The sequence below is a fragment of the Promicromonospora noduliphila genome, from assembly GCF_056951025.1.
The window spans coordinates 4,823,584-4,848,384 of the sequence record NZ_CM167806.1; the positions used below are offsets into that span (position 1 = coordinate 4,823,584).

Consider the following 24,801-nt stretch of genomic DNA (forward strand, 5'->3'; position numbering starts at 1 on the left):
CCTCAGCTCGCAGCGCCCGAGCGGGAGCGCTGGATGACGAATCCGGCCACGAAGTTGACGAGCATGGTCATGAGGAACAGCACCAGCCCTGCGGCCATGAGGGCGGACAGCTCGAAGTCGTTCGCCTCGCCGTGCTTGAGGGCGATGAGCGAGCTGATCGAGTTGGTGCCGGTGCTCAGCACCTGCCAGTTGATGACGAACAGCGGGCTGATGACCAGGTAGACGGCGATGGTCTCGCCGAGCGCCCGGCCCAGCCCGAGCATGGTGCCGCCGATGATGCCGCCGGTCCCGAACGGGTAGACCACGTTGCGGATCACGCCCCACTTGCTCGCGCCGAGGGCCAGCGCCCCCTCGCGCTCCCCCACCGGCGCCTGGTCGAACACCTCGCGCATGATGGAGGCCGAGATGGGGGCCACCATCATGGAGACCACCAGCCCGGCCAGGAACGCCGACGCCGTGAACACCGTCGGCGTCGCGAGCGGGTCGCTGGGGTCGAACGCGGGGACCGCGAAGATCGGGATCCAGCCGAAGTACGTGCTGAGCCACTGGGCCACCGGCAGGATCGACGGCTCCAGCCACTGCCACCCCCACAGCCCGTACACCACGCTGGGGATGGCGGCCATCAGGTCGACGACGCCGATCAGGAAGCGCTTGACGCCGTCCGGCGCGTACTCCGTGATGTACGTGGCGGTCATCAGCGCCAGCGGCACGGCCACCGAGATGGCGATGAGCCCGATCACGATGGTGCCGAACAGCACAGCGGCGATGCCGAACCGGCCCGAGTTGGGCTCCCAGTTCTGCTCGGTGATGAAGTCCCAGCCGGCGACGTCGATCGCCTGCGAGCCGCGCCACAGCAGGAACACGCCGACGAGCGTCATGATCAGCAGCACGAGCGTGCCGCCGGAGTGCGCCGCCGCGCGGAAGACGTTGTCCTGCCAGCCGCGGCGGCTCACCAGCGGCCGCGTCGGGTCCACCCGGGCGTCGCGCGGCGCCGGGGAGGTCTCCAGGCCGAGCTCGCGCAGCTCGGTGCGCTGCCGCTCCAGCTCGGCGACCGCGGCGTCCCGCGGGATGCCGTGCGGGCTCCCTGGTTGCGGGCCTTCCGCGTGCGGGCTCTCCCGCCGCTCGCGCGCGGGGTCGTCGGGGTCGGGGCTCATCGTGAGGTCCTCCTGACCGGATCGCGGTCCTGCGGCCGCGGGATGGTGCCGCTGATGTGACGCCCGGGGCCGCGGACTCGGCGCCCGGCGCCATCGAAGAGTGCCCGGCGCCTTCGGATACGGCGTCGGGCCCGGCCGGAGACCGCGCCCGACCCAGCGCCGGTTCGGACGGTGGCATCATCGTCAGGGGCCAACCCGAGGGGCAAACAACGCGTAAGCGGCGATCAGGTTGACGAACGGCGAGGTCGAGATGGACGCGAGGTGGACGACGTCGGAGGTGCACCCCGGCATCGGCGAGAATCCGCGGTTTTCCGCGCCTCCGACGGCGGTGCGCCGCGCCGTCCGCGCCTCCGGGCAGGACGGCGGGCCGCGCAAGGACCACCCGAAAGGAGGGGCCAGGAACCACCCGAAGGGAGGGGACGCGCACCGCCAGCGGAGAGCGGACCGCCCCGCCCTCACGCTCCGCCTGACCCGGCTGGTCGGGCGCGACGTCGTCGCCGTCACCTTTCTCACCAACATCGCCGCCTATCTCGGGGCGCTCGTGCTGCTGGAGCAGACCGGTGCCGTGCACACCGCGCAGAGCGAGGACTGGCGCGTCGCCACCGTCGTGCTGCTCATCGCCTTCCAGGCGCTCTGGCTGCACTGGCTCCAGCGCCAGGCGCTCGGCACGCTCGTCGCGTCCCTGGTGCTGTGGTTCGGTGCGCTGCTGATCGGCGGGGCCGACCCGCTCCTGCTGCAGCCGGGCACGCTGCTGGCGGTGTTCAGCTACGCCGCCGAACGTTCCGGACGGTGGCGCGGCGCGTTCGTCTCGGCGCTCGTCGTGGCGACGGCCGGGGTGCTGCTCGCCGACGAGGCGCTCTACCCGACGCCCGGAACGCCCGGATGGCAGACCCCCGCGGTGATGGTGGTGTGCGGGCTCAACGCGGTCGGCGTCGTCGCCGTCCCCGCGCTGCTGGGCGCCTGGTACGCGCAGCTCCGCGACCGCGCCGAGCGCATCGCCGCCCTGGCCCACGAGATCGCCGGCCGGGAGGCGCACCGCACCGCCGACGCCGTCGCCGCCACCCGGCGCACTGTCGCCCAGGAGCTGCACGACACGTCGTCGGCCCACCTCGCCGCGATCCTCACGCTCAGCACGGCGGCCGACGCGAGCGCGGCGGCCGGCAGCGCTGTCAACCCCCGCCTCATCGCGCAGATCCGCGACGAGGGCGAGAAGCTCTACCAGGGCTTCGAGCGCATGGTCTCGCGGATGCGGCAGGACGACCGCACGCTGGCCGAGGCGCACCAGCCCGGGCAGGCGGCCGGCCAGCACACGGTGGCCCAGATCGCCGACCTGGCCGCAGAGCACCAGCACGCGACCGACGTGCCGGTGACCCTCGAGCACGATCCCGGCCTCGCGGAGATCGACCAGCGGCTCGGCCCGCTGCGCAGTCACACCGCCTACCGCGTGGTCCAGGAGGCGCTGAGCAACGCGCGCAAGCACGCGCCCGGCACCGCGATCTCGGTGAACCTCGCGGACGACGGCTCCAGCCTGCTGCTCCGCATCGAGAACGAGACTTCACCCGCGCTGGGCGCGGCAAATCATGGTGGTGCCCCTGTCGCAGCGCATAGCCTGAGTCTCGGCTACGGGATCGAGGGGATGCGCGACCGGCTCGCCGCCGTCGGCGGAAGCCTGCGTACCGGACCTCGGCGCAGCGGAGGGTGGGCCGTGCAGGCCCTGCTGCCTCACCCGCCGCACCGCGCCGACACCGGCGACGGCTGAGCACGCTGCCAGGCCACGCACGCTGCCGGGGCCGCCATGCACGCTGCAAGGGCTATGCACGCTGCAAGGGAGGCGCGAACACGTGATCACGACGCTCGTCGTCGACGACGCAGGCAGCGTCCGCCGGTCACTACGCCTCCTGCTCGACACCACCGACGACATCCGGGTGGTCGGCGAGGCCAGCAACGGGGTCGACGCCGTCCGCCTGGCCAGGACCCTGCGGCCCGACGTCGTGCTCATGGACCTGCGGATGCCCGGTGGCGGCGGCCTCGACGCCATCGAGGCGCTGAGCGGTCCCGGCGTCGCCGATCCGATCCCCGTGCTCGTGTTCACCACGTTCCACCTGGACGAGTACCTCTACGGGGCGTTCGAGCGGGGCGCCGTCGGCTACCTGCTGAAGAAGAACCCCGGCGACATCCCCGCCGCGATCCGCGCGGCCGTCAACGCGAGCGCGCTGCAGTCGCCGGCGGTGCGGGAGCGCCTCATCGCCGACTATGCCCGCAGCAGCGGACGGACCCGCAGGGACAAGGCCCCGGAGGCGCCGGAGCCGGCGGACGGTCCGCCGGAGCCCGGACCGGGCGGCCCGGCCGGCGCGGCGGGCTCGGGCGGTTCAGGCGGCGCCGGCGGCTCGGCCGCCGGGGGTGAGACGCCGAGCATCGCCAGCCTGCTCACCGACCGGGAGCTCGAGGTGGTGGCGGCGCTGGCGGAAGGGCTCAGCAACAAGCAGATCGCCGGGCGGCTCAACCTCGGTGAGAACACGGTGAAGTGGCACATCGGCAACATGCTCGACAAGACCGGTACGCGGGACCGCACGCAGCTCGCGATCTGGGCTTACCAGCACGGGCTCAATCCCTGATCGCTCGGGGTGCGGTGCGGGCAGCTTCGGCCCGGCGCGGCGGGCGGCGCGGTCCGCGGCCATGACCAGGGGTGACGCGACCCGCGGCTCAGGCCAAGCCCGCGTCGCGTGCCGCGATGGCGGCCTGGACGCGGGACGTGACGCCCAGCTTGGCGAGCACGCGTGACACGTGGGTCTTGGCCGTGGCCTCGCTGATCGTCAGCTCGCTCGCGAGCTCGGCGTTCGACAGGCCGCCGCCCAGGCCCGCCAGCACGTCGAGCTCCCGCGGCGTCAGGCCGGCGGGCAGGGACGCCGCCGGACCGGCGCCCCCGGCACCGTTCCCGTTCCGCGGCGCGGCCAGCGCCGCGATCAGCCGCCGGGTCACCTCCGGCGCCACGACGCCGTCGCCGGCCGCGACGTGCCGCACGGCCGCCACGAGCGCGGACGCCTCCGCCGTCTTCAGCAGGAAGCCCGCCGCACCGGCCTGCAGCGCGCCGAACACGTACTCGTCCAGGTCGAACGTCGTGAGCACGAGCACCTCGGCCAGTCCCTCGGAGACGATCTGGCGCGTGGCGGTCACGCCGTCGGTCCCCGGCATGCGCACGTCCATCAGCACGACGTCGGGACGCAGCGCCCGCGCATTCGTCACCGCCGCGGCGCCGTCGCCGGCCTCGCCGACCACCTCGATGTCGCCGGCCGTCGCGAGCAGCATCCGCAGGCCCGCGCGGATCGCGGCGTGGTCGTCGGCGAGCAGGACGCGGATCATGCGCGGAGCTCCGACGACGCCTGGTCCGGGCGGTCCGACGACGGATCGGCCGGCGTGGGGCGGCCCGGCGGAGGACGGTCCGACGACGGATCGCCCGCCGTCGGCCCATCCGACGATGATCGGCCTCGGGTCAAGCCCTCCGACGTCGAGCCCTCCGCCGGCGCCGGCTCACCGCCCGTCCGCTCGGGCAGCGGCAGGGCGGCGCGGACCCGCCAGCCGGTGCCGTCCGATCGAACCCGCTCCGGCGCGGTGCCGGCCGATCCGGCGGCGGCCGGTACCGCACCGACCGGCACTGCACCGACCGGCACTGCACCAGCCGGCACGGCGGCCACCGAGGCCACGTCCACCGGACCCGCCTCGAACGACCCGCCGAGCGACTCGACGCGTTCGCGCATCGACACCAGCCCTGTCCCGGTGCCGCTCCCGCCGTCGGCCCGGGTGCGGGGAGCGTCGCCGGGCCGCACGCCGACGTCGCGCACCTCGAGCTCCAGCGTCCCGCCCGCCGCGAAGCTCAGGTCGGCGCGGGCGCCGCCGTGCTTGAGCACGTTCGTCAGCGCCTCCCTGACCACGCGGTACACGGCGTGGTCCACCGCGGCGGGCAGCACCGTGGCGCCCGTGAGCAGGCCGTCCGGATCGGACACGGTCAGGTCGAGGCCCGCGAGCCGCACCTGCTCCAGCACACCGTCGAGCTGAGCGGCCCGCGACGCGGCGACCAGGCCGGCGCTTCCGGCATTCACTCCGGCGCCACCTGCGCCCGCCGCACCGCCCTGGCCCGCGCCACTCGAACCCACCACACCGTCCACACCAGGACCGGCCGGCGCCGGTTCCGCGCTCAGCACCCGGATCATGGCCTGCATGTCCTCCAGCGAGGCGAGGCTCTCCGCGCGGATGCTGCGTAGCGCCGCGCGGTCGCGCTCCGGGTCGGCCGACCCCGCCAGCGCGGCGCCCGACGTGATCGTGATGGCCGACAGGTGCGAGGCGACGACGTCGTGCAGGTCGCGGGCGACGGCGGTGCGCTCGGCGCGGACGGCGTCGTGCCGCGCCGCCTCGGCGAGGCGCAGGAGCGCGGTGCCGCGCTCCCGTTCGAGCCGCTCGCGCTCCTCGGCGGCGGCGGCGAGCTCACGACCCTGCCGCACGTTCGAGCCCCACCACAGCGGCATGACCAGCATCGTCGCCGTCTGCAGGCCGGCGAGCACGGCGGCGCGGGCATCCCGGGTGGCCTCACCGACCACGACCAGCATCGCGAACGAGAGGAGCGCGACCCCGACGACCGTCACGCGCCGGGCCGGCGGACCGCCGTGCAGGTGGACCGCGTAGAGCGACTCCCACAGGAACACGAGCATGCCGATGCTGCCGCCGAGCGCGACGTCGGCCACGAGGGCCACGGTGACGACGCCCAGGGTGACGAGGGGGCGCGTGCGCCGCCAGGCCAGGGCGACACTGCCGACGAGCGCCGGGCCGACGAACCACCAGTCCGGTACGTCCGGACCGGGCCAGGTCGTGCCGATCAGGCCGAGCGCGTCGAGCGCCAGCGCGATGAGGAAGAGGCCCGCCGCCGTCAGGACGTCCCCGCGACGGTCCTCCGCGGCGACCGCGGCCGAGGCGGTGCCGAGCAGCGACGGGATGGTGCGGGTCATCCCACCATCTCAGCACGACGGCGCGCGGCGCGGGTCATCCGAACGATGTATCCACAGCTCGGCGCTTCGACCGATGCACCAGCAAAGAAGCTGCGCCAGGCTGACCACCATGGACTTCATCTCCGGCGAGCTCACGGGCGCCGTGCTGTTCGGTGCCCTGGCGCTGCTCGCGCTCATCGACTCCACCAGCTTCGGCACGCTGCTCATCCCGGTGTGGCTGCTCATGACGCCGGGTCGGGTGCGTGCGGGGCGGATCCTCGTGTACCTGGGCTCCATCGCCGGGTTCTACGCCGTGCTGGGCATCGTGATCCTGCTGTTCGCGTCGAGCCTCGGGACCGTGCTCGCCGGGCTGACCGACTCCCGCCCGTTCCTGATCGCGCAGCTCGCGGTGGGCGTCGGGCTGTTCGCGTGGAGCTTCTGGCTGGAGCCGCCGAACGCCAAGAAGAGGGCGGCCGAGGAGGCGGCGCGGCAGGGCGGGACCGCCGGCAGCACGGTGAGTGGCACGCCGAGCGGGACAGAGGACGGGACGTCGGACGCGCCCGTGCGGACGACGCCGGCTCCCGGGCGGCTGGCACGGTGGCGCGAACGTGCCGTCGGCTCGGAGGCGGGCTCCGTGCGCGGGCTCGTGCTCCTGGCCGTGACGGCGGGCCTGGTCGAGGTCGCGTCGATGCTCCCGTACCTGGCGGCGCTCGGCCTGATCGGCACGCAGGGCCCGGGCTGGCCGGTGTCCGGCCTGTGGATCGTGGGGTACTGCGTCGTCATGATCGCGCCCGCGCTGGTCTTCCTTACCTTGCGCCTCGTCGCCGCCCGGCTCGTGGAGCGTCCCCTGACCCGGCTCGACGCGTGGCTCACGAAGAACGCCGCGAGCACCAGCGCGTGGGTCGTCGGCATCGTGGGGTTCCTCGTGGCCCGCGACGCGATCGGCAAGCTCTGGGGCTGAGCGCCCCAGAGCTTGCCGTACCGGGCCTGCCAGCGGGACCGGGCGTGCCGGACGAGTCAGGCCAGCCGGCGCATCCAGCCGTGCCGGTCCTCGGCGCGGCCGTACTGGATGTCGGTGAGCTCCTGGCGGATCGCCATCGTGAGCTCGCCCGGCTCCCCGCCGTTGACCTCGTGGTCAAAGGTCGCCCCGGCGAGGCGCCCCACCGGCGTCACGACGGCGGCGGTGCCGCACGCGAAGAACTCCTTGACCGCGCCCGACTCCAGCCCGGCCGCGACCTCCGCGAGCGGGATGCGCCGCTCCACCACCTGGTACCCGCGGTCGGCGGCGAGCCGCAGCACCGAGGCGCGCGTGATCCCCTCCAGGATCGAGCCGAGCTCGGGCGTCTGCAGCGTCCCGTCGTCCATCACGAGGAACACGTTCATGCCGCCGAGCTCCTCGAGGTAGGTGCTGGAGGCGGCGTCGAGGAAGCAGACCTGGTCGAAGCCCTGCTGCTGCGCGAGCTGCTGCGGCAGGAGGCTCGCGGCATAGTTGCCGCCGAACTTGGCGTCGCCGGTGCCTCCGGGCGGCCCTGCCCGGTGGTACTGCTCGGAGACGTAGATCGAGACCGGCTGCACGCCGCCGGAGAAGTACGGGCCGACCGGCGAGGCGATCACCAGGTACTCGGCCTCGAGTGCCGGGCGCACCCCGAGGAACGCCTCCGAGGCGTACATGAAGGGCCGTAGGTAGAGGGACGAGTCCTCGCCGTCGGGCACCCAGGCGAGATCCGTCCGGACCAGGGCGGCCAGCGACCCGATGAAGTCGTCCACGCTGAGCGCGGGCAGCGCGATGCGGTGCGCCGACCGCGCGAAGCGGGCGGCGTTCTGGTCGGGGCGGAACGACCAGACCGAGCCGTCCGCGTGCTTGTAGGCCTTGAGGCCCTCGAAGATCTCCTGCGCGTAGTGCAGCACGGCCGTGGCCGGGTCGAGCTGGAGCGGGCCGTACTTCTCGATCCGCCGGTCCTTCCAGCCGTCGTTGCTGGTCCACGAGATCCGCGCCATGTGGTCGGTGAACACCGTCCCGAACTTCGGGGCGCGGAGCGCTGCGCTGCGCTCGGCGTCCGGCGTCGGCGTGTCGGTGGGCCGCACGTCGAAGAGCGCCACCAGGTCTTCGAGCCGGGTCGGGAGGATGGGGTCCGTCGTGGTTGTCATGTCGATGCCTTTCACCGGAATGTGGTCAGTCTTCCACGCCCGGCGAGGCGATGGAGGGTTCCGAGCCGGGCGCCTGCCCGGACGGCCTTCGACGTGCGAGAGCGGCGCCCGGGTTCGGTCTGCGTGACCCGGGCTCGCGCTCTCGTGGAGCGCGGTTACCCGGTCACGCGGGCCGCGATGTCGCGGCCTACCTGGTCGGTCGTACGTACGACGTCGCCGCGCGCCGCGAGGTCCTGCGCGACGGCGTCCTGGACGCGCGCGGACTCGGCAGCGAAGCCCAGGTGGTCCAGCAGGAGGGCGACCGAGAGGATGGTCGCCGTGGGGTCGGCCTTGCCCTGGCCGGCGATGTCGGGCGCCGAGCCGTGCACCGGCTCGAACATCGACGGCGCCGTGCGGTCGGGGTTGATGTTGGCCGACGCCGCCAGCCCGATGCCGCCCGTGATCGCGGCGGCCTGGTCGGTGAGGATGTCGCCGAAGAGGTTGTCCGTCACGATCACGTCGAACCGGCTCGGGTTGGTCGTGAGGTAGATGGTCGCGGCATCCACGTGCGCGTAGTCGGTGGTGACGTCGGGGAACTCGGCGTTCACGGCCTCGACGGTGCGGCGCCACAGATGGCCGGCGTGCACCAGCACGTTGTGCTTGTGCACCAGCGTGAGGTGCTTGCGCGGCCGCGCGTTCGCCCGGGCGAACGCGTCCCGGACCACCCGCTCGACGCCGAACGCGGTGTTGACGCTGACCTCGGTGGCGATCTCGGCGGGCGTGCCGACGCGCAGCGCGCCGCCGTTGCCGACGTACGGACCCTCCGTGCCCTCGCGGACCACGACGAAGTCGATCTCGCCCGGGTCGGCCAGCGGGCTGGAGACGCCCTGGTACAGCTTGGACGGGCGCAGGTTCACGTAGTGGTCCAGCACGAAGCGCAGCTTGAGCAGCAGGCCGCGCTCCAGCACGCCGCTCGGGACCGACGGGTCGCCGATCGCGCCCAGCAGGATCGCGTCCTGGCTCTTGATCCGCGCGAGGTCCTCGTCGGTGAGGGTCTCGCCGGTCGCGTGCCAGCGGCGCGCGCCGAGGTCGAACTCGGTGGTGGAGAGCTTGGTGCCCGACGGCGCCAGCGCCGCCTCGAGGACCGCGAGACCCTGCTCGACGACCTCGGTCCCGATGCCGTCACCAGCGACCACCGCGAGGTCGATGCCGTCTGTCGTGCCCACCTGTGCCATGCCCGGAGCCTACGCGCGCGGGCACTTGGATGAGACACAGGTCTCACGGAATGGACCGTGTGCGGACGTCTCAGTCGAACGACCAGGCCGTCGCCCCGCCGGGGTCCCGCACGTACAGCGCGTTCGCCTTGGTGGGGGTGACCCGGTAGACGTGCCACGGCGCCGGTCCCGCCGACGGCGCGCTGTACGGCGCCGTCAGTGCCGTGCCGGACTCGTCGACCGTCGCCGGCCAGCCGCCGTCGGCAGCGACCTTCGCGATGTGCGCGACCGTCGCGGCGTCGGTCACCAGCTCGGCGACGCCCTCGACGACGACGTCGTAGTCGTCCGCCGCGACGGCGATGCTGCACCGCGGGTCACGCTCCATGTTCCGGCTTTTGCGGACGCCCCGGCCGGACACGACGTAGAAGACGCCGTCGTCCCAGAACGCCCCGACGCCGGTGGTGTGCGGGCTGCCGTCGGCGTTGACCGTGGTGAGCCAGTGCGAGTGGCGGTCGGGCCCCCGGCCGCCCGGGGCCTGGTCCCCGATGTCGGCGAGCGCCGCGGCGACCGGCTCCCACTCCAGGGGCGCGAGCTCGTAGAGGTCGGCGAGGTTCTTGGTCTTCACGTGTGTGCTCATGCTGGGCCGACGACGGCGGAGGCAAGAACTCATCGTCCGGGCCGGCCGCGGCGCCCCTGGGCCGGCCCCGGCACCCCTCCCCCGCGCTACTGGTCCCGCGCCGAGAGCACGCAGAACTCGTTGCCGTCCGGGTCCGCGAGAACGGTCCAGGTCGCATCGGCGGGCTGCCCGACGTCGATGACCGTGGCGCCCAGCTCGACCAGCCGCGCGATCTCGGCGTCACGATCGTCGCTGGTGTGCGGCGCGAAGTCCCAGTGCAGGCGGTTCTTGCCGGCCTTCTCGTGCTCGACCGGGACGAACACGAAGCCCGGCGGCACCTGATGGAAGTCCAGCTTCTCCGTGAGCTCCAGCGCCCACGGCGGCACGACCACCGACTCCGAGTCCAGCTCGAAGATGACCTCCCAGCCCAGTGCCTCCGCCCACCAGCGGGCCAGCTTCTTGTGGTCGGTGGACTCCACCACCGTCGAGTACCAGCGCAGCGCCATCGTCCTCGCCCTCCGTGTCGATCTGCGACCCGGCCTCCGCCCGGCCTTCCGACCCGCGAACCGAGCCGATACCCAGACGCTAGACCGAGACACTGACACTCCCGACGGGCCCCCGGCGTCCACGTCGCCGGGTTGGCCCTACAGGTCCGGCACCGGCCACGCCCGGCACCGGCCAGGCTCAACACCGGCCTGGCTCAACACCGCCGCGGGTCCGACACCGCCGTCGTCCGCCCCGGAGCGACCGGTTCCCTGCGCCGCAGGGAACCGTCAGCGCTTGGGGTAGAGCAGCTCGAACCGCTCGCACACCACCGGCATGTCCGTCGCGAACTCCCGGCCCTCGCCGAGGTTCCGGCGGAAGTACGCCTCGTGCCCCGCGCGCCACGACTCGAGCGTGCGGTCGTCCTCGCCCTCCGCGGCGGCGAAGTCCTCGTCGACCTCGTCGAACGTGGTGGTCTCGACGCTCGTGGTGCGGATCAGCGCCCGCGGGTGGCGCTCGCCGTCCAGCAGGATCGACAGCTCGCCCACCACCGGCAGCGGCGCACCCTCGTCCTCGTAGTCCCACAGCGCCGACGACGTCGCCGTCTTGTCCCCCGCCAGGACCGCGGCCAGCAGCTTCTCCGCGAGCTCCGGCTCGTCGCCGAACGACCAGGCCTGCGGCGGCACGGTCTCGCTCACCGTCTGCCCGACGACGATGCTCGCCTTGGCCATGCCGGCGTACGGGCGGGTGGCGGCCCAGAAGTCGAGGACCTCGGCGGCGAGCTCCTCGTCCTCGACGGGGATCGCCTCGGGATCGAACGTCGAAGGATCGAACGACTCGGACTCGGTCGGCTCGGGGTCGCGCTCGGTGCTCTCGGGCGTCGCGTCATCGGTCACGGGGACATCCTGCCAGTATCCGCGGACTACGAATACCGCCACACCAGTAACCCGGACGGTGCACGCCCTCCGCAAGGTGACACAACAGATTGGAGGTCGGTTGCTCTGCGTAGCAATCGTCTACGCAGAGCAACCGACCTCCAGTCCGTGGTCTTGCCCCGAGCGCCGCTACGCCTTAGCGAGCAGCAGAACCCTCGACGTAGTCCGAGTCGGACGGCTTGATCCACGCGAACATCTTGCGCAGGTCGCGGCCGGTGGCCTCGATCGGGTGCTGCTCGCCCTTGGCGCGCAGCTCCTTGAACTCGGGGGCGCCGGCGTCCTGGTCGGCGATGAACCGCGCCGCGAAGGAGCCGTTCTGGATGTCGGCCAGCACGGCCTTCATGTTCTCCTTCACGTGCGGGTCGATCACGCGCGGCCCGGAGACGTAGTCGCCGTACTCCGCGGTGTCGGAAACCGACCAGCGCTGCTTGGCGATGCCGCCCTCGATCATCAGGTCGACGATCAGCTTGAGCTCGTGCAGCACCTCGAAGTACGCGACCTCCGGCTGGTAGCCGGCCTCGGTCAGCGTCTCGAACCCGTACTGGACGAGCTGCGAGGCGCCGCCGCACAGCACGGCCTGCTCACCGAACAGGTCGGTCTCGGTCTCCTCGGTGAACGTCGTCTTGATGCCGGCGGCGCGGAGGCCACCGATCGCCTTGGCGTACGAGAGCGCGAGGTCCCAGGCGGTGCCGGACGCGTCCTGCTCCACCGCGACGATCACGGGCACCCCGCGGCCGTCGGCGAACTCGCGGCGCACGATGTGGCCGGGACCCTTGGGGGCGACCATCAGCACGTCGTGCCCGGCCTCGGGCTTGATGTAGCCGAACCGGATGTTGAAGCCGTGCCCGAAGACGAGCGCGGCGCCCTCCTTCAGGTTCGGCGCGATGTCCTCGGCGTACAGGTGCCGCTGCACCTGGTCCGGAGCGAGGACCACGACGACGTCGGCATCCCGGACGGCGTCCGGCACGGTGGCGATGGCCAGGCCCTCGTTCTCGGCCTTCACGCGGGACGCGGAGCCCTCGCGCAGGCCCACGGTCACCTGTACGCCGGAGTCACGCAGGTTCAGGGCGTGCGCGTGGCCCTGACTGCCGTAGCCGATCACCGCAACCTTCTTCTGCTGGATGACCGACAGGTCGGCGTCGTCGTCGTAGAACAGCTCAGCCACGGTTCTTGCTCCTTGAGTTGATGTCTCGGGTGGAAAGAGTCTCGGGTGAAAGGGGTATCGCGTGGAAGGGGACGGTGTCACGCGGACCGGACCGCGCGCTCGAACGCGCGGTCGGTGATGGACCGGGCACCCCGGCCGACGGCCAGCATCCCGGACTTGACGATCTCACGGACACCGTACGGTTCCAGCGCCGCGAGCAGGGCATCGAGCTTCGCGGCGGGCCCGGTGGCTTCGATCACCACGGACTCCGGCACGACGTCGACGACGCGCGCCCGGAACATGTCGACGACCTCCAGCACCCCGGTACGGGTGGCGGCGTCGGCCCGCACCTTGACGAGCAGGAGCTCGCGGTGCACTGACGACTCGGGTTCGAGCTCGACGATCTTGATCACGTGGATGAGCTTGTTGAGCTGCTTCGTGACCTGTTCCAGGGGGTGCTCCTCGACGTCGACCACCACGGTGATGCGCGAGATCTCCTCGTGCTCCGTGGGACCGACGGCCAGGGAGTGGATGTTGAACGCGCGCCGGGCGAACAGGCCGGCCACGCGCGTGAGCACGCCGGGCTTGTTCTCCACGAGCACGGACAGGGTGTGCCTCGACATGGGGGTCAGTCCTCTCGCTCCCACGCCGGCGAGATGCCGCGTGCGTACTGGATGTCGTCGTTGCTCACACCGGCGGGGACCATGGGCCACACCATCGCGTCGCGCGAGACGGTGAAGTCCACGACGACGGGCCGGTCGTCGATCTCGTTCGCCCGCTTGATCGCGGCGTCGACGTCGGAGGCCCGCTCCACGCGGATGCCCTCGCAGCCGTACGCGTCGGCGAGCTTCACGAAGTCGGGCACCCGCACGGTGCCGTGGCCGGTGTGCAGGTCGGTGTTGGAGTAGCGCGACTCGTAGAAGAGCGTCTGCCACTGCCGCACCATGCCCAGCGAGCTGTTGTTGATCAGCGCCACCTTGATGGGGATGTCGTTGATCGTGCAGGTCGCGAGCTCCTGGTTGGTCATTTGGAAGCAGCCGTCGCCGTCCACCGCCCAGACCGTCCGGTCGGGCTGGCCGACCTTGGCACCCATCGCGGCGGGGATCGCGTAGCCCATGGTGCCGAGGCCGCCGGAGTTGATCCACGTGTTGGGCCGCTCGTAGGTGATGAACTGCGCGGCCCACATCTGGTGCTGCCCCACACCCGCGACGTAGATCCCCTCCGGCCCGGTCAGCTCGCCCAGGCGCTGGATCACGTGCTGCGGCGCGAGGTTGCCGTCCTCCGGCTCGGTGTAGCCGCGCGGGTAGGTGCGGCGCCACTCGTCGAGCTGCCGCCACCAGCCCTCGACGTCCGGCTTGCCGTGCGCCTCGTGCTCCCTCGCGAGCTCGGGCAGCAGGTCGCCGATGACCTCGCGGAGGTCACCCACGATCGGGACGTCGGCCTCGCGGTTCTTGCCGATCTCGGCCGGGTCGATGTCCGCGTGCACGATCGCCGCCAGCGGGGCGAAGCTCGACAGCTTGCCGGTCACGCGGTCGTCGAACCGGGCGCCGAGCGCGAAGACCAGGTCGGCCTTCTGCAGCGCCGCCACCGCGGGCACCGTGCCGTGCATGCCGGGCATGCCCAGGTGCTGCGGATGGCTGTCCGGCACCGCGCCACGCGCCATCAGGGTGGTCACCACCGGCGCGCCGGACAGGTCCACGAGCTGGCGCAGCAGGTCCGACGCACCCGACCGGATCACGCCGCCGCCGACGTACAGCACCGGCCGCCGCGCCGTCGCCAGCAGCTTGGCCGCCTCGCGGATCTGCTTGGAGTGCGGCTTGGTCACCGGGTGGTAGCCGGGCAGGTTCAGCTCCTGCGGCCACGAGAACGTGGTGCGCGACTGCATCGCGGACTTCGCGATGTCCACGAGCACGGGCCCAGGCCGGCCGGTGGACGCGATGTGGAACGCCTCCGCGATGGTGCGCGGGATCTCGTCCGGGTCGGTGACCAGGAAGTTGTGCTTGGTGATCGGCAGGGTGATGCCGACGATGTCGGCCTCCTGGAACGCGTCGGTACCGATCGCGGAGCTCGCCACCTGGCCGGTGATCGCCACGAGCGGGATCGAGTCCATGTGGGCGTCCGCGATGGGCGTCACCAGGTTGGTGGCACCAGGGCCCGACGTCGCCATGGTCACCCCGACCCGGCCGGTCGCGTGCGCGTAGCCCGACGCCGCGTGGCCGCCGCCCTGCTCGTGCCGCACGAGGATGTGCCGGAGCTTGGCGGAGTCCATCAGCGGGTCGTACGTGGGCAGGATCGCGCCGCCCGGGATGCCGAAGACGACCTCCGTCCCGACCTCCTCGAGCGAGCGGACGATCGACTGCGCCCCCGTCACCTCCTCCGGCCCGACCCGGGGCGCCGCCGCCTCGGGCTCTGACTTGCCGGCTACGCGGGACCGAAGCTCGGTACGGACCTGGTCACGCGCCTCTGCGCGCGCGGCGATCTGTGCGGGTGTCGGTGTACCGGTCATGCGGATCTCCTGCCGTCGCGCCCCGTCGTGGGGCGAAAGCGAGCGTTCGTGACAACAAAAAAACCCCGGGTCCTGTAAGAAGGACTGCCAGGGTGAGCGCGCGGACGATGCCTGTGCTGGGGCCTAGGCCGCGCGCTCAGGAAGTACTACGAGAATGATCGTCTGCACGTGACGCACGTTACGCCGAATCTGCGCCGGTGTCACCCAGCGGGCCAAAGGTCCCACGATCCGAGACGGACGGGGGTTTCAATCACACCGTCCCGGGCCGGTGTCAGACCCCAGACCCAAGGCCGGGACAACCGGCTCAGCGCACGTCCCGGTACCGGAACACGACCAGGCCGAGCACCGTCAGCACCACCGTGACGCCCAGCAGCAGCACCGCGCTGTGCACCAGCGGGACCGCCAGGAGCCCGTCACCGGACAGCACGGTCCGCGTGCCCCGCACCCAGGTGTCCGCGTTCGTGAACGGGAACCAGTCCCGCATCCCGGCGGACCCGCCCAGCACACCCTGCTCCTCGACCAGGAACCAGCCCACCGCGAGCGCCACCGCCACCCACCAGCGCCGCACGAGCACGCCGAGCGCCGCACCGCCGACCGCCGCGCACACCGCGAGGGCGAGCACCCGCACGCCGCTCCACGTCAGCGCGGACGCCAGGTCCGACGGCGGACCGCCGAGCACGCCGGCCCGCGCGTGCACCCCGTACATGCCTAACGCCAGCAGCGCGTAGGCCGCCGCCACCCCCGGCACCACCGCCAGGCCGGCGGCCGCCAGCTTGCTCCAGTACACCCGGTCGCGACGCGGCTCGACGGTGAGCAGGGCCCGCGTCCCGCCCGACGCCGCGTCGCCCGTCACCAGCAGCACGCCCGCAAGGTAGGCGAGGAACACCGACGTCATCGCGTAGAACGAGATCTGCCCCTGGTCGAGCATCGCGTCGAGCGTCGACGCCCCCGGCGCGAACGCCGTCATCACCACCGCCAGGGTCACGTGCCCCAGCATCCCCGCCGCGATCCACCGGATCGCCGGCCGCGCGCCGAACCTGCGCAGCTCGGCCCACAGCAGCCCCATCATCGTCTCCCTCTGGAACGCTTCTTGCCCCGGCCCCGTGCCGTCCCCAGCTGCCCCTCGTGCCCCGACCGCTGCCCTTGGCCCTGGTCGCCTTGCGCGGTCGGCTGCGAAGCGCCCGGCTCGGACGCGCCTGGTCCTGCCTCGTCCAGTTCGGCGTCGACCAGTTCGGCCCCGTCCGGTCCGACGTCGTCCGGCCCCGCCCCGCTCGGATCCTCCCGCTCGACGTCGGCTGGCTGGATGTCGTCCGGCTCGGCGTCGTCGCGCTCCGCGGCGGCCCGCCCGGCCTTGTCCCGACCGGCTCCGTCCCGGCCCACACCAGCCACCTCCGACACACCCTTGGCGGACGACCTCGCGCCCTTCGGCGTGGCGCTCGTCGTGCCCGAGCTCCGCTCCCCCAGCTCGACCTGGCCACCCGACGTCTCTGCCGCACGCCGACCCAGCAGCGCCTTGGCGCCCTCTTTCCGGGCCGCGAGCCGGGTCCCGCGAGCGTCGGCGGCTTCCTGCCTCTTGGCAGCCTTGTCATCGATCCTGGCCTGCTTCGCGTCAGCTCTGGCCTGTTTGGCGTCGGCCTTGGCCTGCTGGGCGGCAGCCTTCTCGTCGATCGCCGCCTGCCGCTCGGCCGCCTTGGCGTCAGCGGCGGCCTGCTTCTCGGCCGCCCTGGCCGCTTTCGCCTCCGCCTTGGCCTCAGCGGCCGCTCGCTTCTCGGCCGCCTTGGCCTCGGCGGCCGCCTGCCGCTCGGCGAGCCGCGCGTCCGCCGCCGCCTGCCTCTCCGCGACCTTGGCGTCGAACTCCGCTCTCCGCCGGGCGAACCCCGACAGCTTCGGCGGCACGTCGGACGCCGGGGCCGTAGGCTCGCTCTTCCCCGCAGCCGCAGCCGCCCGCTCCCCGGCCGACGCGACGAGGCTCCCGGCCGCTGCGACAGCACCCCCGCCCGCCGTCCCAGGCTTCCGCGCCTCCTTGGCAGCCGCCCGCTCCGCGCGCGCCACTTCTTTGGCAGCCGCCCGCTCCGCGCGTGACGCCTCCTTCGCCGCCGTCCGCGCGTCGGCCTCCGCACGCTTCGCCGCCGCCTCCTTGTCAGCCTTGCGCTGGTCAGCGGCCTTCTTCCGCTCCGCGGCCTTCCGCTCGGCCGCCTTGCGAGCGGCCCGCTCCTCGGCACGGCTGGGCGGCTTCGGCGTCGGCTCCACGACCGGCCGCAGCCGCCCGACGACGGCGGCGAGGTCCTCACGCTGCGGCACCAGCTCGCTCGCGAAGAGCTTCTGCTTGGCCAGCGCCCTGGAGATGTCGGCGGGTTCGGCGACGGCGTCGACGTGCAGCGCATCGCCGTCGGCCCGGACCTTGAAGCCGGCGGCGCGCAGCGCCGTGACCGCCTTCGCCGGCTCGTCGACGCCCACGCGCACGCTGACCTTGGCGTCGCCGAGCAGGTCGGCGACGGGGCCCTGCGCGAGCACCCGGCCGCCGTCGAGCACCGTAACGGTGTCCGCGATCTGCTGCGCCTCGGTGAGCACGCCGGTGGCCACGAGAACGGTCTTGCCCTGGTCCGCAAGGCGGCGCAGGGCCTGCCGGATCTCGCGCGTGCCGACGGCGTCGAGCCCCACGCTCGGGTCGTCGACGACGAGCAGCTCCGGGTCCCGCAGCAGGGCGGCCCCGAGCGCGAGGCGGCGCTCCTCGTCGACGGAGTAGGTGCCGTAGGCGGCCTTGGCCCGGTCGGTGAGGACGACGCGGGAGAGCACCTCGTCGACGCGGGCGCGCGGCACGCCGGCCACGCTCGCGAGCAGGGCCAGGTTGCGCCGTCCGCTCAGCCGGGCCTGGAACCCCGGTTCGCCGACGACGGCGCCGATGCGGCTCGCGACGTCGGGCAAGCCGTCCGGGACGTGGGTGCCGAAGATCTTCATGGCGCCCGCCTCGGGCCGGGCGAGGCCGGTGAGCAGGCGCAACGTCGTGGTCTTGCCCGAGCCGGCCAGTCCGAGGAGCGCGTGCACGCCGCCGACCGGCACCCGCAGGTCCAGCCCGTCGATGCCGACGGCGCGCCCGCGCACCGACCGGTAGGTCTTGCGCAGCCCGAGCGTCTCGATCGCGGCGTCGCTCCCTGGAATCACCCGCACAGGGTAGGGCATTCCGGACATGCGCTTCGGTGTGTCGGACGCTCGGTTCACCCCGGCGACCCGAGGGTCCGAAAACCAGCGAGGGGCTACCAGCTCATCGCGCCGTGCAGCGACGTCGGCGCCGGGTCCACGCCGAGGCGTTCGCGCAGCACGGTGAGGTCGTAGGTGCGCTCCATGGCGAGGTGGCTGATGGCGTAGCGCGACAGGCGCGGCTCGCGTCCGGTCCAGCGGGCCACGCGCTCGCCGAACCAGGCCATCGCGTTCGCCAGCCGGATCGGGATGCCCACCACCTGCACCGGCCGGAACCGGGCGAACATCAGCAGCTCCAGCGTCTGGTCCAGGTCCACGGGCCGGGCGTCGGCCACATTGGCCACGAGCGGCCGGCCCGCCTGGATCTCCGGCTCGACGTCGACGTCGAGGGACGCCCGCACCGCGCGTGCGAGGGTCTCGACGTGCGTGAGGTGCTGCCGCACCTTGCCGCCGCCCGGGATCGGCAGCCACGCGCCGATCGCCGCGGACTCGAGCCGCGGCAGCAGGGTCGTGTCGCCCGGCCCGTAGACCGCATGCGGCCGCAGCACGATGATCGGCCCCCGGTCCTCGCGCGCGGCGTCGGCGGCCAGGTAGCGCTCGGCGGCGGCCTTCGTGGAACCGTACGCGTTGAGGTAACCGTGCGCGGGCGCCTCGGCCTCGGTCGCGGCGACGCTCGGCTTGCGCGGGTCGTACACGCTGCCCGAAGACACGTGCACGAACCGCGGCTCCGGGAACGTCTCGCGCACCGCACGCGTGCCCTCGACGTTGACCACCCACGCGCGGGCGTGGCTACCGCCGTCGCCCACGGTCGCCCCGCAGTGCACGACGGCGTCGACGTCCTCCGGCCGGTCCTCCTTGGCCAGCGGCCCGTCCCTGAGGTCCCAGAACTGGTGCGCCACCTGGTGCAGGACCTCCGTGGGCAGCCGAGGGACGCGGCGCGAGAACGCGACGACCTCGTGTCCGTGCGCCGCAAGATCGCGCACGACGGCATTACCGACAAAGCCCGACGAACCGGTCACAGCCACCTTCATGCGCGCACTGTACCGGTGAGGGGTGAAAGCAAGTTGACGAGTGCGCGACGGTCAGGCTTCCGGGACCGGCCGGCGACCGGCACGTGCGAGGCCTCGACCACCAGGTCGGGCAGCGCCCCGTGGTCCAGGACCCGCCCCACCTGCTCCGCGACGGCCCTGGCCAGATCGGTCCCGGTCCGGAGCCGCGGCGCGCCCGCGCTCCTCGGCCCGCCCTCCGCCGTCACCACGAGGACCACCCGCTCGTCGCCGTCGGGCACCGGGACGCCGACCAGGACGGCGTCGGCCACGCCCGGCAGCTCCCGCAGCCGGGGCTCGAACAGGCCCGGGTAGATGTTCACCGTGCCGCGGATGATCATGTCCCGGTTGCGGCCGACCAGCACGATCCGCCCGTCGGCGTCCTGGTAGGCGAGGTCGCCGGTGCGGTGCTCGGCCGCGCGCGGCTTGCCCGCGTCCAGGTCGGACAGGTAGCCGGCCATCAGCGACGGCCCGGTCAGCACGAGCTCGCCCACGGGGCGCCCGCCGTCCGGCGTCGGCGCGCCCACGTGCAGGGTGGTCGGGTCCTCGTCCAGGTCGACGACGGCGGTGTCGATCCGGACGCCGATACCGTCGAGCGGACGCCCCACGAGGTCGCCCTCCGCCGCGGCCGCGATCTTCTCGTCGGCGTCGGTCACCGCGGCGGGCAGGATCTCGGTCGCGCCGTAGACCGCGAGCCAGCGCGTGTCGGGCAGGATGCGGCGGCCCCGTTCGAGCAGCGCGACCGTGACGGGCGCCGCGCCAACCGCCAGCACGGCGGGGCCCGACGCGCCGTCGGCCGCACGGGACTCCAGGACGTCGAGCAGCGCGGTTACGTCGGCGGGAACGAGGAACGACGAGTCGGCGCCCGCGACGCCGCGCGCGAAGGCCTCCGGCGCGTCCTTCGGCGCCTTCGCGGGAATCTCCCACGTGCCGCCGGCCAGGATCGCCGGAAGCCCGAGGAACATCTGGTCCGTGTACGCCCGCTGACCGGCCCGCAGCCCGCCGACCTGCGCGAACAGGCCGAGCATGCCGCCGAGCGTCCGAACGGTGTGCACAACGGCCTTGGGGTCGGACGTCGTCCCGGACGTGAACACGACGAGCGCCTCCCGGTCCTCCTCGTCATGGACCGATCCCTCCGGCCTTTGCCCACCCGCCCCGCGCCACAGGCTCGCGACCCGGCGCGCACCGGGCGGCACCCCTGGGAGCCACCGCCCCGTGTACAGGTGCCGCACGGGCAGCCGCCCGTAGTCGGGAAGCAGCAGCCCGCGCGACCGCGCGATCCCCCGCAGCGGACCTGAGGACGCCGCATAGAGCAGCGCCTCCGTCGCCGCCCAGCGCGGCTTGGCGGCGGCGACCCGGGCGGCGAACAGCTCGGGCGTCGAGCCGGGGTCCACGAAGACGACGGCGCCACCGGCCCGCAGGATCGCGAGGCACAGGACCACCCCTTCGGGTCGAGGCCGGATGCTGAACAGCACGCGGTCACCCGGGGCCAGCCCTTGCGCGCGCAGGCCTGCCGCCGTCCGCTCCACCCGCCCGGCCAGGTCGCCGAACGTGACCTCCTCGCGCGCCCGCGCAGCGCTCTGCCCGCCAGCAACGCCACCGCCACCACCGCTGGGGTCGTTCCGCCCGCCGAACCAGCGGCCACCGGACCACCCGCCACCCGACCGACCGCCACCCGACCGGTCGGCCCCGAACCAGCGGATCGCGACCACCTCGGGCGCATCCCGTGCCACCGCGAACAGGTCGTCCAGGAAGTGCCTCACGCCGATCCCTCCGCCACCGCCGCCGTCCCACCACGCTCGCGCCCGTCCAGCCCGCCCCCACTCCGCAGCCGCAGCTCCAGCGACCGGTACGCCGGCACCAGCACGCCGCGCGCCACCCGACGTCGCCCCACGACCGGCACCCGCCCGCCCGTCGCCGACGCCGCGAGCGCGTCCAGCACCGCGTCCACCTGGGCCATCGCGAGCGGCATGCCGAGGCAGAAGTGCGGGCCCGCACCGAACCAGAGGTGCCGCACGGCAGGATCCACCGGCCGGTCGGGGTCGAAACCGCCCGCCGCCCGGCAGCAGTTCAGGGTCGCGATCACCACGCGGTCACCCGCGGCGACCGGCACGCCGCCCACCGCGCCGTCGGCCCGCACCGCGCGGAGCATCGCCGGCGTCGGCACGGTGACACGCAGCCCCTCCTCGACGGCACGACGCCGGAGCTCGGCGTCGTCGGCCAGCAGGCGTCCGGTCCACCCCGTGTCGTGGGCGATCGCCACGAGCCGCGGCACGAACGACTGGATCGTCTCGGTCCCGGTGAGCACGAACGCCCCGACGGCGCCCATCGCCTCGCGTTCCGACAGCCCCAGGTCGCGCATCCGTCCGGGCACCGTCGCCGGGTCGCCGGCCCGGTAGGCGGCGCGCGCCGGCGTGGTCAGCCTGGCCAGCACGTCGCGCGCCCGTGCCACCTGGGACCGCGTGAGCCCGCGGCGGTGCAGCCGCACCATCCCGGTGATCGTCCGCGCCGCGGCCATGGCCGCACGCACCGCGCGGTCCGACGGCGGCAGCCCGACCATCCCGCAGATCACCGCCCCGGCCTGCGCCGTCACCGCCGCCGCGAGGTCGACGGTCTCCCCGGCGGCCAGCCGCCGGGTCAGCTCGGGCAGCACGCCTCCGCCGTCCGTGCCACTCCACTCGTCCGCGCCGCTCCAACCGTCCGTCCTGCCGGAGCTCTCTGCACCACCCCTGGCGCCCCCGCCGTCCGCGGACACGAGCTGCCGCACCGCACGGGGCGAGAACAGCGGACCGAGCGTGCGCCGCAGCGCGGCGTGCTCTGCCCCCTCCATGTTGAGCAGCACGGACGGCCCGAGCACGGGCGTCCACAGGTCCGACGGCGCCCCCGGCCCCACCTTCGAGAAGTGCTCCGCGTCGAGCAGCACCTCGCGCGCGAGCGCGGCGTCGTTCACGACCACCCCGATGCGCGGCACGCGCACCACCGGCCGGTGCCGCACCGACCGGAGCGCCGGATAGGCGAGCGGGTGCGCGGCGCGCTGCACGTGCTCCTCCCACAGCGCCTCGGGCGCGGGCGCGCCGACGTCGTCCGGCCGCCCGCCGAGCGACGTGCGAACCCTGCTGCGTGGCACACTTTTCCGGGGCCGTGCCTCGGCGAGCCCGGTGCGGCGCATCGGCAGGGCCGCCCTCATCGGATGTCCACCACCTCGGGCCGGTAGCGGTGGTCCGCGTACCAGGCGAGCGTGCGCACCAGGCCCCACGCGTGCACGCGCCGGGTCGAGGCGCGCACCCAGACCTCGCGATGCTCGGCGTACCGCGTGGTCAGCCGCCGCACGGCGTTGACGAGCGCGCGGTCCTCGTGCACGTCCTCGATCCGGGTGCGCGGGAACCCGCCGGCCCGCTCGTACAGGGACGCCGTGATCGCCATGTTGCAGCCGGGCGTCATCACGTACGGCCCGAGGTATCCCTCGCCCCGGTTGCCTGGCCGGACCTTGCCGAACGCGCTCGACGCCCACAGCGCCGCCGCCAGCACACTCTGCTGGAACCGCGACACCGGCAGGTCGTCCGTCCGCGGCACCAGCCGCCCCGCGACCAGCTCGTCGCCCGACGCGAACGCCTCGCGCACCGCGCGGGTCCACCGGGGCGGCGGCAGGCAGTCGGCGTCGGTCCGCGCGAGCAGCTCGGCCCCCAGCCCGATCGCGGCCCGCATCCCCGTGTCCGCGGCTGCCCCGGTCCCCTTCTCGGCCTCGGTGACCACGTGCCAGCGCAGCCGCCCCCAGTCCGCTATCGCCTTGCGCACGACGTCGGGCGTGCCGTCGGTGGACCCGTTGTCGACCACCACCAGGTCGAAGTCGTCGTCCTCCTGCGCGTGCAGCGCCTCGAGCGTGCGCAGGATCCCGTGCTCGTGAGCCTCGTTCAGCGCCGGCACGACGACGGCGAGGCGCGCCCTACTCGTTCCCGCGCCCTGGCCGTGCACCGCCCCCGGTGCGGGTCCCGTCCCTCGGCCCGCGCCGTCCGCAGCGCCGCTCCGACGGCGGAGGCTCACCATCGGACCACCATCGCGCCCATGCTGATCCCGCCCGCGAGGCCGAGCAGCAGCACGACGTCGCCCCGCCGCAGGCAACCGGACTCCAGCGCCGTCACGAGCTGCAGCGGCAGTGTCGCCGAGGCAATGTTGCCGTGGTCGGCCACGGTGACGATCGTGCGGTCCGCCGGCACACCGAGTGCCCGGTGCACATCGGCCAGGTAGCCGACCGCCACCTGGTGCACGGCGACCAGCGCGACGTCGTCCATGGTCACGCCCGCTCGGTCCAAGGCCTGGTTCACCGGTCCGGGCCCGAGCGCGAGGAACGCCTCGCGCAGCCGCGACCCGTCGATCTCGAAGTAGCTGCGCTCGGGGTCGCGCGGGTTGACGGTGCCGCCGCCCGGCAGCATGCCGACGTCCCAGTGCTGCGACTCGGCGGTGAACACCGAGGCGAGGATGCCGGAGGGCCGGTCGTCCGTTCCGGAGTGCTCGGGCGCCCCGGGGCTCTCCGCACGGACGAGGCCGGCGAGCTCGGCGGCCAGGTCGTCTTCGAAGCCGGCGGACTCCGACGCGTCTCCGCGCCCAGGCAGGTCTCCGCGCCCAAGGACGTGCCCGCGCTCAGGCACATACCCGCGTCCGAGCAGGTCCCCTCGCCCGAGCACGGCGCTGCGCCCGGCCCCGCCCCCGACATCGGTCGCCTCGACGAGCACGGCCGCCCCGGCGTCGGACATCGTGTAGCCGGCCGCCGACATCGCATAGGTCCTCCGGTCGGGCACGTCCCACCGGACGCCCCGCGTCGGCATCTCGCCCGACGCGACGAGCACGCGGCGGTACCGGCCCGTACCGATGAGCGCCTCGGCCACCTCGATGCCGTTGAGCACCGAGTTGCAGGCGTTCTTGACGTCCATCACGGGCGCACGGACGCCGAGCTTGGCGGCGGTGATGTGGCTGGTGGCGGGCTCGATCATGTCCTGGGTGGCGGACGCGAAGATCAGCAGGTCGACGTCGTGCGGCCCCAGGCCTGCGCGGTCGAGCACGGTGCGGGAGGCGGCGGCTGCGAGGTCGGAGGCCTGCTGGTCGGCGTCGGCCACGTGGACACGACGCACGCCCGTCAGGCGCGACACCATCGGCACGCGCGGCGCGACCCTCGGGTTCCTGCGGTGCAGGTCGCGCTCGGCCTCTGCCACGTCGCGGATGCGTTCGGGCAGGTGAACCGCCACATCCGCGATGCGAGCGACGGGGCGGGGAGTCTGCTGGGCCTTCCGGGACGACGCGGAGGACTCGGCGGGGCGGGTGGGTACCGGGTTCAGCACGACGGCTGGTTCGGGAAGCACCCGGCACAGAGTAGCGCCAGGCCCGCCGCGCGGGATCATCCTGGATCC

The 24,801-nt window shown here is 73.5% G+C and carries 21 protein-coding genes; 3 read left to right on the plus strand and 18 right to left on the minus strand.

The genetic code is table 11. The features are described from left to right. Positions 1 to 2: 2 nt before the first annotated feature. On the minus strand, positions 3 to 1,154 hold the full coding sequence (gene pstC, locus AC0QU1_RS21160) for a phosphate ABC transporter permease subunit PstC (protein WP_483572216.1): 1,152 nt from the start codon (positions 1,152 to 1,154) through the stop codon (positions 3 to 5). A gap of 250 nt (positions 1,155 to 1,404) precedes the next feature. Here pstC and AC0QU1_RS21165 point away from each other — a divergent pair, with 250 nt between their 5' ends. Both AC0QU1_RS21165 and AC0QU1_RS21170 read left to right on the plus strand, forming a co-directional pair. Then, a complete protein-coding gene (locus tag AC0QU1_RS21165; RefSeq protein WP_483616307.1) occupies positions 1,405 to 2,913 on the plus strand; it encodes a sensor histidine kinase in 1,509 nt (502 codons plus the stop codon). 82 nt (positions 2,914 to 2,995) lie between these two features. Next, on the plus strand, positions 2,996 to 3,769 hold the full coding sequence (locus AC0QU1_RS21170) for a response regulator (protein ID WP_483572220.1): 774 nt from the start codon (positions 2,996 to 2,998) through the stop codon (positions 3,767 to 3,769). An 88-nt stretch (positions 3,770 to 3,857) separates the two neighbouring features. Here the strand turns inward: AC0QU1_RS21170 and AC0QU1_RS21175 are convergent, their stop codons facing one another. Together AC0QU1_RS21175 and AC0QU1_RS21180 are read right to left on the minus strand one after the other, a co-directional pair. Continuing rightward, the gene (locus AC0QU1_RS21175) at positions 3,858 to 4,514 is read right to left on the minus strand and encodes a response regulator (RefSeq protein ID WP_483572222.1); all 657 of its coding nucleotides are present in this window, start codon (positions 4,512 to 4,514) and stop codon (positions 3,858 to 3,860) included. After that, entirely contained in the window at positions 4,511 to 6,151 is a 1,641-nt protein-coding gene (locus AC0QU1_RS21180; RefSeq protein WP_483572224.1) for a sensor histidine kinase, read from the minus strand. The genes AC0QU1_RS21175 and AC0QU1_RS21180 overlap by 4 nt, the downstream gene beginning before the upstream one ends. A gap of 109 nt (positions 6,152 to 6,260) precedes the next feature. Between AC0QU1_RS21180 and AC0QU1_RS21185 the strand changes: the two genes are divergently transcribed. Continuing rightward, on the plus strand, positions 6,261 to 7,091 hold the full coding sequence (locus tag AC0QU1_RS21185) for a GAP family protein (protein ID WP_483572225.1): 831 nt from the start codon (positions 6,261 to 6,263) through the stop codon (positions 7,089 to 7,091). Between the two features lie 56 nt (positions 7,092 to 7,147). Here the strand turns inward: AC0QU1_RS21185 and AC0QU1_RS21190 are convergent, their stop codons facing one another. From AC0QU1_RS21190 to AC0QU1_RS21260, 15 genes are all read right to left on the minus strand, one after another. After that, positions 7,148 to 8,278, minus strand: coding sequence for a branched-chain amino acid aminotransferase (locus AC0QU1_RS21190; protein ID WP_483572227.1), 1,131 nt, complete (start codon positions 8,276 to 8,278; stop codon positions 7,148 to 7,150). 155 nt (positions 8,279 to 8,433) lie between these two features. Then, positions 8,434 to 9,492 carry a 3-isopropylmalate dehydrogenase gene (locus tag AC0QU1_RS21195; RefSeq protein ID WP_483572228.1) on the minus strand — a complete coding sequence of 353 codons (1,059 nt, stop codon included), beginning with the start codon at positions 9,490 to 9,492 and terminating at the stop codon, positions 8,434 to 8,436. A gap of 70 nt (positions 9,493 to 9,562) precedes the next feature. Then, positions 9,563 to 10,108 (minus strand): pyridoxamine 5'-phosphate oxidase family protein, encoded by a 546-nt coding sequence (locus tag AC0QU1_RS21200; RefSeq protein ID WP_483572229.1) that lies wholly within the window; start codon positions 10,106 to 10,108, stop codon positions 9,563 to 9,565. An 86-nt stretch (positions 10,109 to 10,194) separates the two neighbouring features. After that, positions 10,195 to 10,593, minus strand: a complete 399-nt coding sequence (locus AC0QU1_RS21205) for a VOC family protein (protein WP_483572230.1) — start codon at positions 10,591 to 10,593, stop codon at positions 10,195 to 10,197. A gap of 267 nt (positions 10,594 to 10,860) precedes the next feature. Continuing rightward, entirely contained in the window at positions 10,861 to 11,466 is a 606-nt protein-coding gene (locus AC0QU1_RS21210) for an ASCH domain-containing protein (RefSeq protein ID WP_483572231.1), read from the minus strand. Between the two features lie 175 nt (positions 11,467 to 11,641). Further along, entirely contained in the window at positions 11,642 to 12,670 is a 1,029-nt protein-coding gene (gene ilvC, locus AC0QU1_RS21215) for a ketol-acid reductoisomerase (protein WP_483572233.1), read from the minus strand. Between the two features lie 77 nt (positions 12,671 to 12,747). Next, positions 12,748 to 13,272: an acetolactate synthase small subunit gene (gene ilvN, locus AC0QU1_RS21220; RefSeq protein WP_483572234.1), complete on the minus strand. Its 525-nt coding sequence runs from the start codon at positions 13,270 to 13,272 to the stop codon at positions 12,748 to 12,750. Between the two features lie 5 nt (positions 13,273 to 13,277). Further along, positions 13,278 to 15,155, minus strand: a complete 1,878-nt coding sequence (locus tag AC0QU1_RS21225; RefSeq protein WP_483572235.1) for an acetolactate synthase large subunit — start codon at positions 15,153 to 15,155, stop codon at positions 13,278 to 13,280. Positions 15,156 to 15,459: 304 nt separating this feature from the next. Then, a complete protein-coding gene (locus AC0QU1_RS21230; RefSeq protein ID WP_483572237.1) occupies positions 15,460 to 16,221 on the minus strand; it encodes a hypothetical protein in 762 nt (253 codons plus the stop codon). Continuing rightward, on the minus strand, positions 16,221 to 18,317 hold the full coding sequence (locus AC0QU1_RS21235) for an ATP-binding cassette domain-containing protein (protein WP_483572238.1): 2,097 nt from the start codon (positions 18,315 to 18,317) through the stop codon (positions 16,221 to 16,223). Before AC0QU1_RS21235 ends, AC0QU1_RS21230 begins: the two co-directional genes overlap by 1 nt. A gap of 92 nt (positions 18,318 to 18,409) precedes the next feature. Then, positions 18,410 to 19,384 (minus strand): NAD-dependent epimerase/dehydratase family protein, encoded by a 975-nt coding sequence (locus AC0QU1_RS21240; RefSeq protein ID WP_483572240.1) that lies wholly within the window; start codon positions 19,382 to 19,384, stop codon positions 18,410 to 18,412. Beyond that, a complete protein-coding gene (locus tag AC0QU1_RS21245; protein WP_483572242.1) occupies positions 19,381 to 21,162 on the minus strand; it encodes a class I adenylate-forming enzyme family protein in 1,782 nt (593 codons plus the stop codon). The genes AC0QU1_RS21240 and AC0QU1_RS21245 overlap by 4 nt, the downstream gene beginning before the upstream one ends. Next, positions 21,159 to 22,586, minus strand: coding sequence for a cytochrome P450 (locus AC0QU1_RS21250; RefSeq protein ID WP_483572244.1), 1,428 nt, complete (start codon positions 22,584 to 22,586; stop codon positions 21,159 to 21,161). The genes AC0QU1_RS21245 and AC0QU1_RS21250 overlap by 4 nt, the downstream gene beginning before the upstream one ends. After that, complete coding sequence (locus AC0QU1_RS21255) at positions 22,583 to 23,443, minus strand: glycosyltransferase family 2 protein (RefSeq protein WP_483572245.1); 861 nt, start codon at positions 23,441 to 23,443, stop codon at positions 22,583 to 22,585. The genes AC0QU1_RS21250 and AC0QU1_RS21255 overlap by 4 nt, the downstream gene beginning before the upstream one ends. Beyond that, a complete protein-coding gene (locus AC0QU1_RS21260; protein ID WP_483572246.1) occupies positions 23,437 to 24,753 on the minus strand; it encodes a 3-oxoacyl-ACP synthase III family protein in 1,317 nt (438 codons plus the stop codon). The genes AC0QU1_RS21255 and AC0QU1_RS21260 overlap by 7 nt, the downstream gene beginning before the upstream one ends. Positions 24,754 to 24,801 lie beyond the last annotated feature (48 nt).

Bases quoted from the DNA above. Each gene is read 5' to 3' on its own strand.
- AC0QU1_RS21165 (WP_483616307.1), top strand. From the start codon at position 1,405: ATGGACGCGAGGTGGACGACGTCGGAGGTGCACCCCGGCATCGGCGAG.
- AC0QU1_RS21250 (WP_483572244.1), bottom strand. From the start codon at position 22,586: ATGAGGGCGGCCCTGCCGATGCGCCGCACCGGGCTCGCCGAGGCACGG.
- AC0QU1_RS21200 (WP_483572229.1), bottom strand. From the start codon at position 10,108: ATGAGCACACACGTGAAGACCAAGAACCTCGCCGACCTCTACGAGCTC.
- pstC (WP_483572216.1), bottom strand. From the start codon at position 1,154: ATGAGCCCCGACCCCGACGACCCCGCGCGCGAGCGGCGGGAGAGCCCG.
- AC0QU1_RS21225 (WP_483572235.1), bottom strand. From the start codon at position 15,155: ATGACCGGTACACCGACACCCGCACAGATCGCCGCGCGCGCAGAGGCG.
- AC0QU1_RS21240 (WP_483572240.1), bottom strand. From the start codon at position 19,384: ATGAAGGTGGCTGTGACCGGTTCGTCGGGCTTTGTCGGTAATGCCGTC.
- AC0QU1_RS21175 (WP_483572222.1), bottom strand. From the start codon at position 4,514: ATGATCCGCGTCCTGCTCGCCGACGACCACGCCGCGATCCGCGCGGGC.
- AC0QU1_RS21180 (WP_483572224.1), bottom strand. From the start codon at position 6,151: ATGACCCGCACCATCCCGTCGCTGCTCGGCACCGCCTCGGCCGCGGTC.
- AC0QU1_RS21185 (WP_483572225.1), top strand. From the start codon at position 6,261: ATGGACTTCATCTCCGGCGAGCTCACGGGCGCCGTGCTGTTCGGTGCC.
- ilvN (WP_483572234.1), bottom strand. From the start codon at position 13,272: ATGTCGAGGCACACCCTGTCCGTGCTCGTGGAGAACAAGCCCGGCGTG.
- AC0QU1_RS21255 (WP_483572245.1), bottom strand. From the start codon at position 23,443: ATGGTGAGCCTCCGCCGTCGGAGCGGCGCTGCGGACGGCGCGGGCCGA.
- AC0QU1_RS21205 (WP_483572230.1), bottom strand. From the start codon at position 10,593: ATGGCGCTGCGCTGGTACTCGACGGTGGTGGAGTCCACCGACCACAAG.
- AC0QU1_RS21190 (WP_483572227.1), bottom strand. From the start codon at position 8,278: ATGACAACCACGACGGACCCCATCCTCCCGACCCGGCTCGAAGACCTG.
- AC0QU1_RS21195 (WP_483572228.1), bottom strand. From the start codon at position 9,492: ATGGCACAGGTGGGCACGACAGACGGCATCGACCTCGCGGTGGTCGCT.
- AC0QU1_RS21230 (WP_483572237.1), bottom strand. From the start codon at position 16,221: ATGGGGCTGCTGTGGGCCGAGCTGCGCAGGTTCGGCGCGCGGCCGGCG.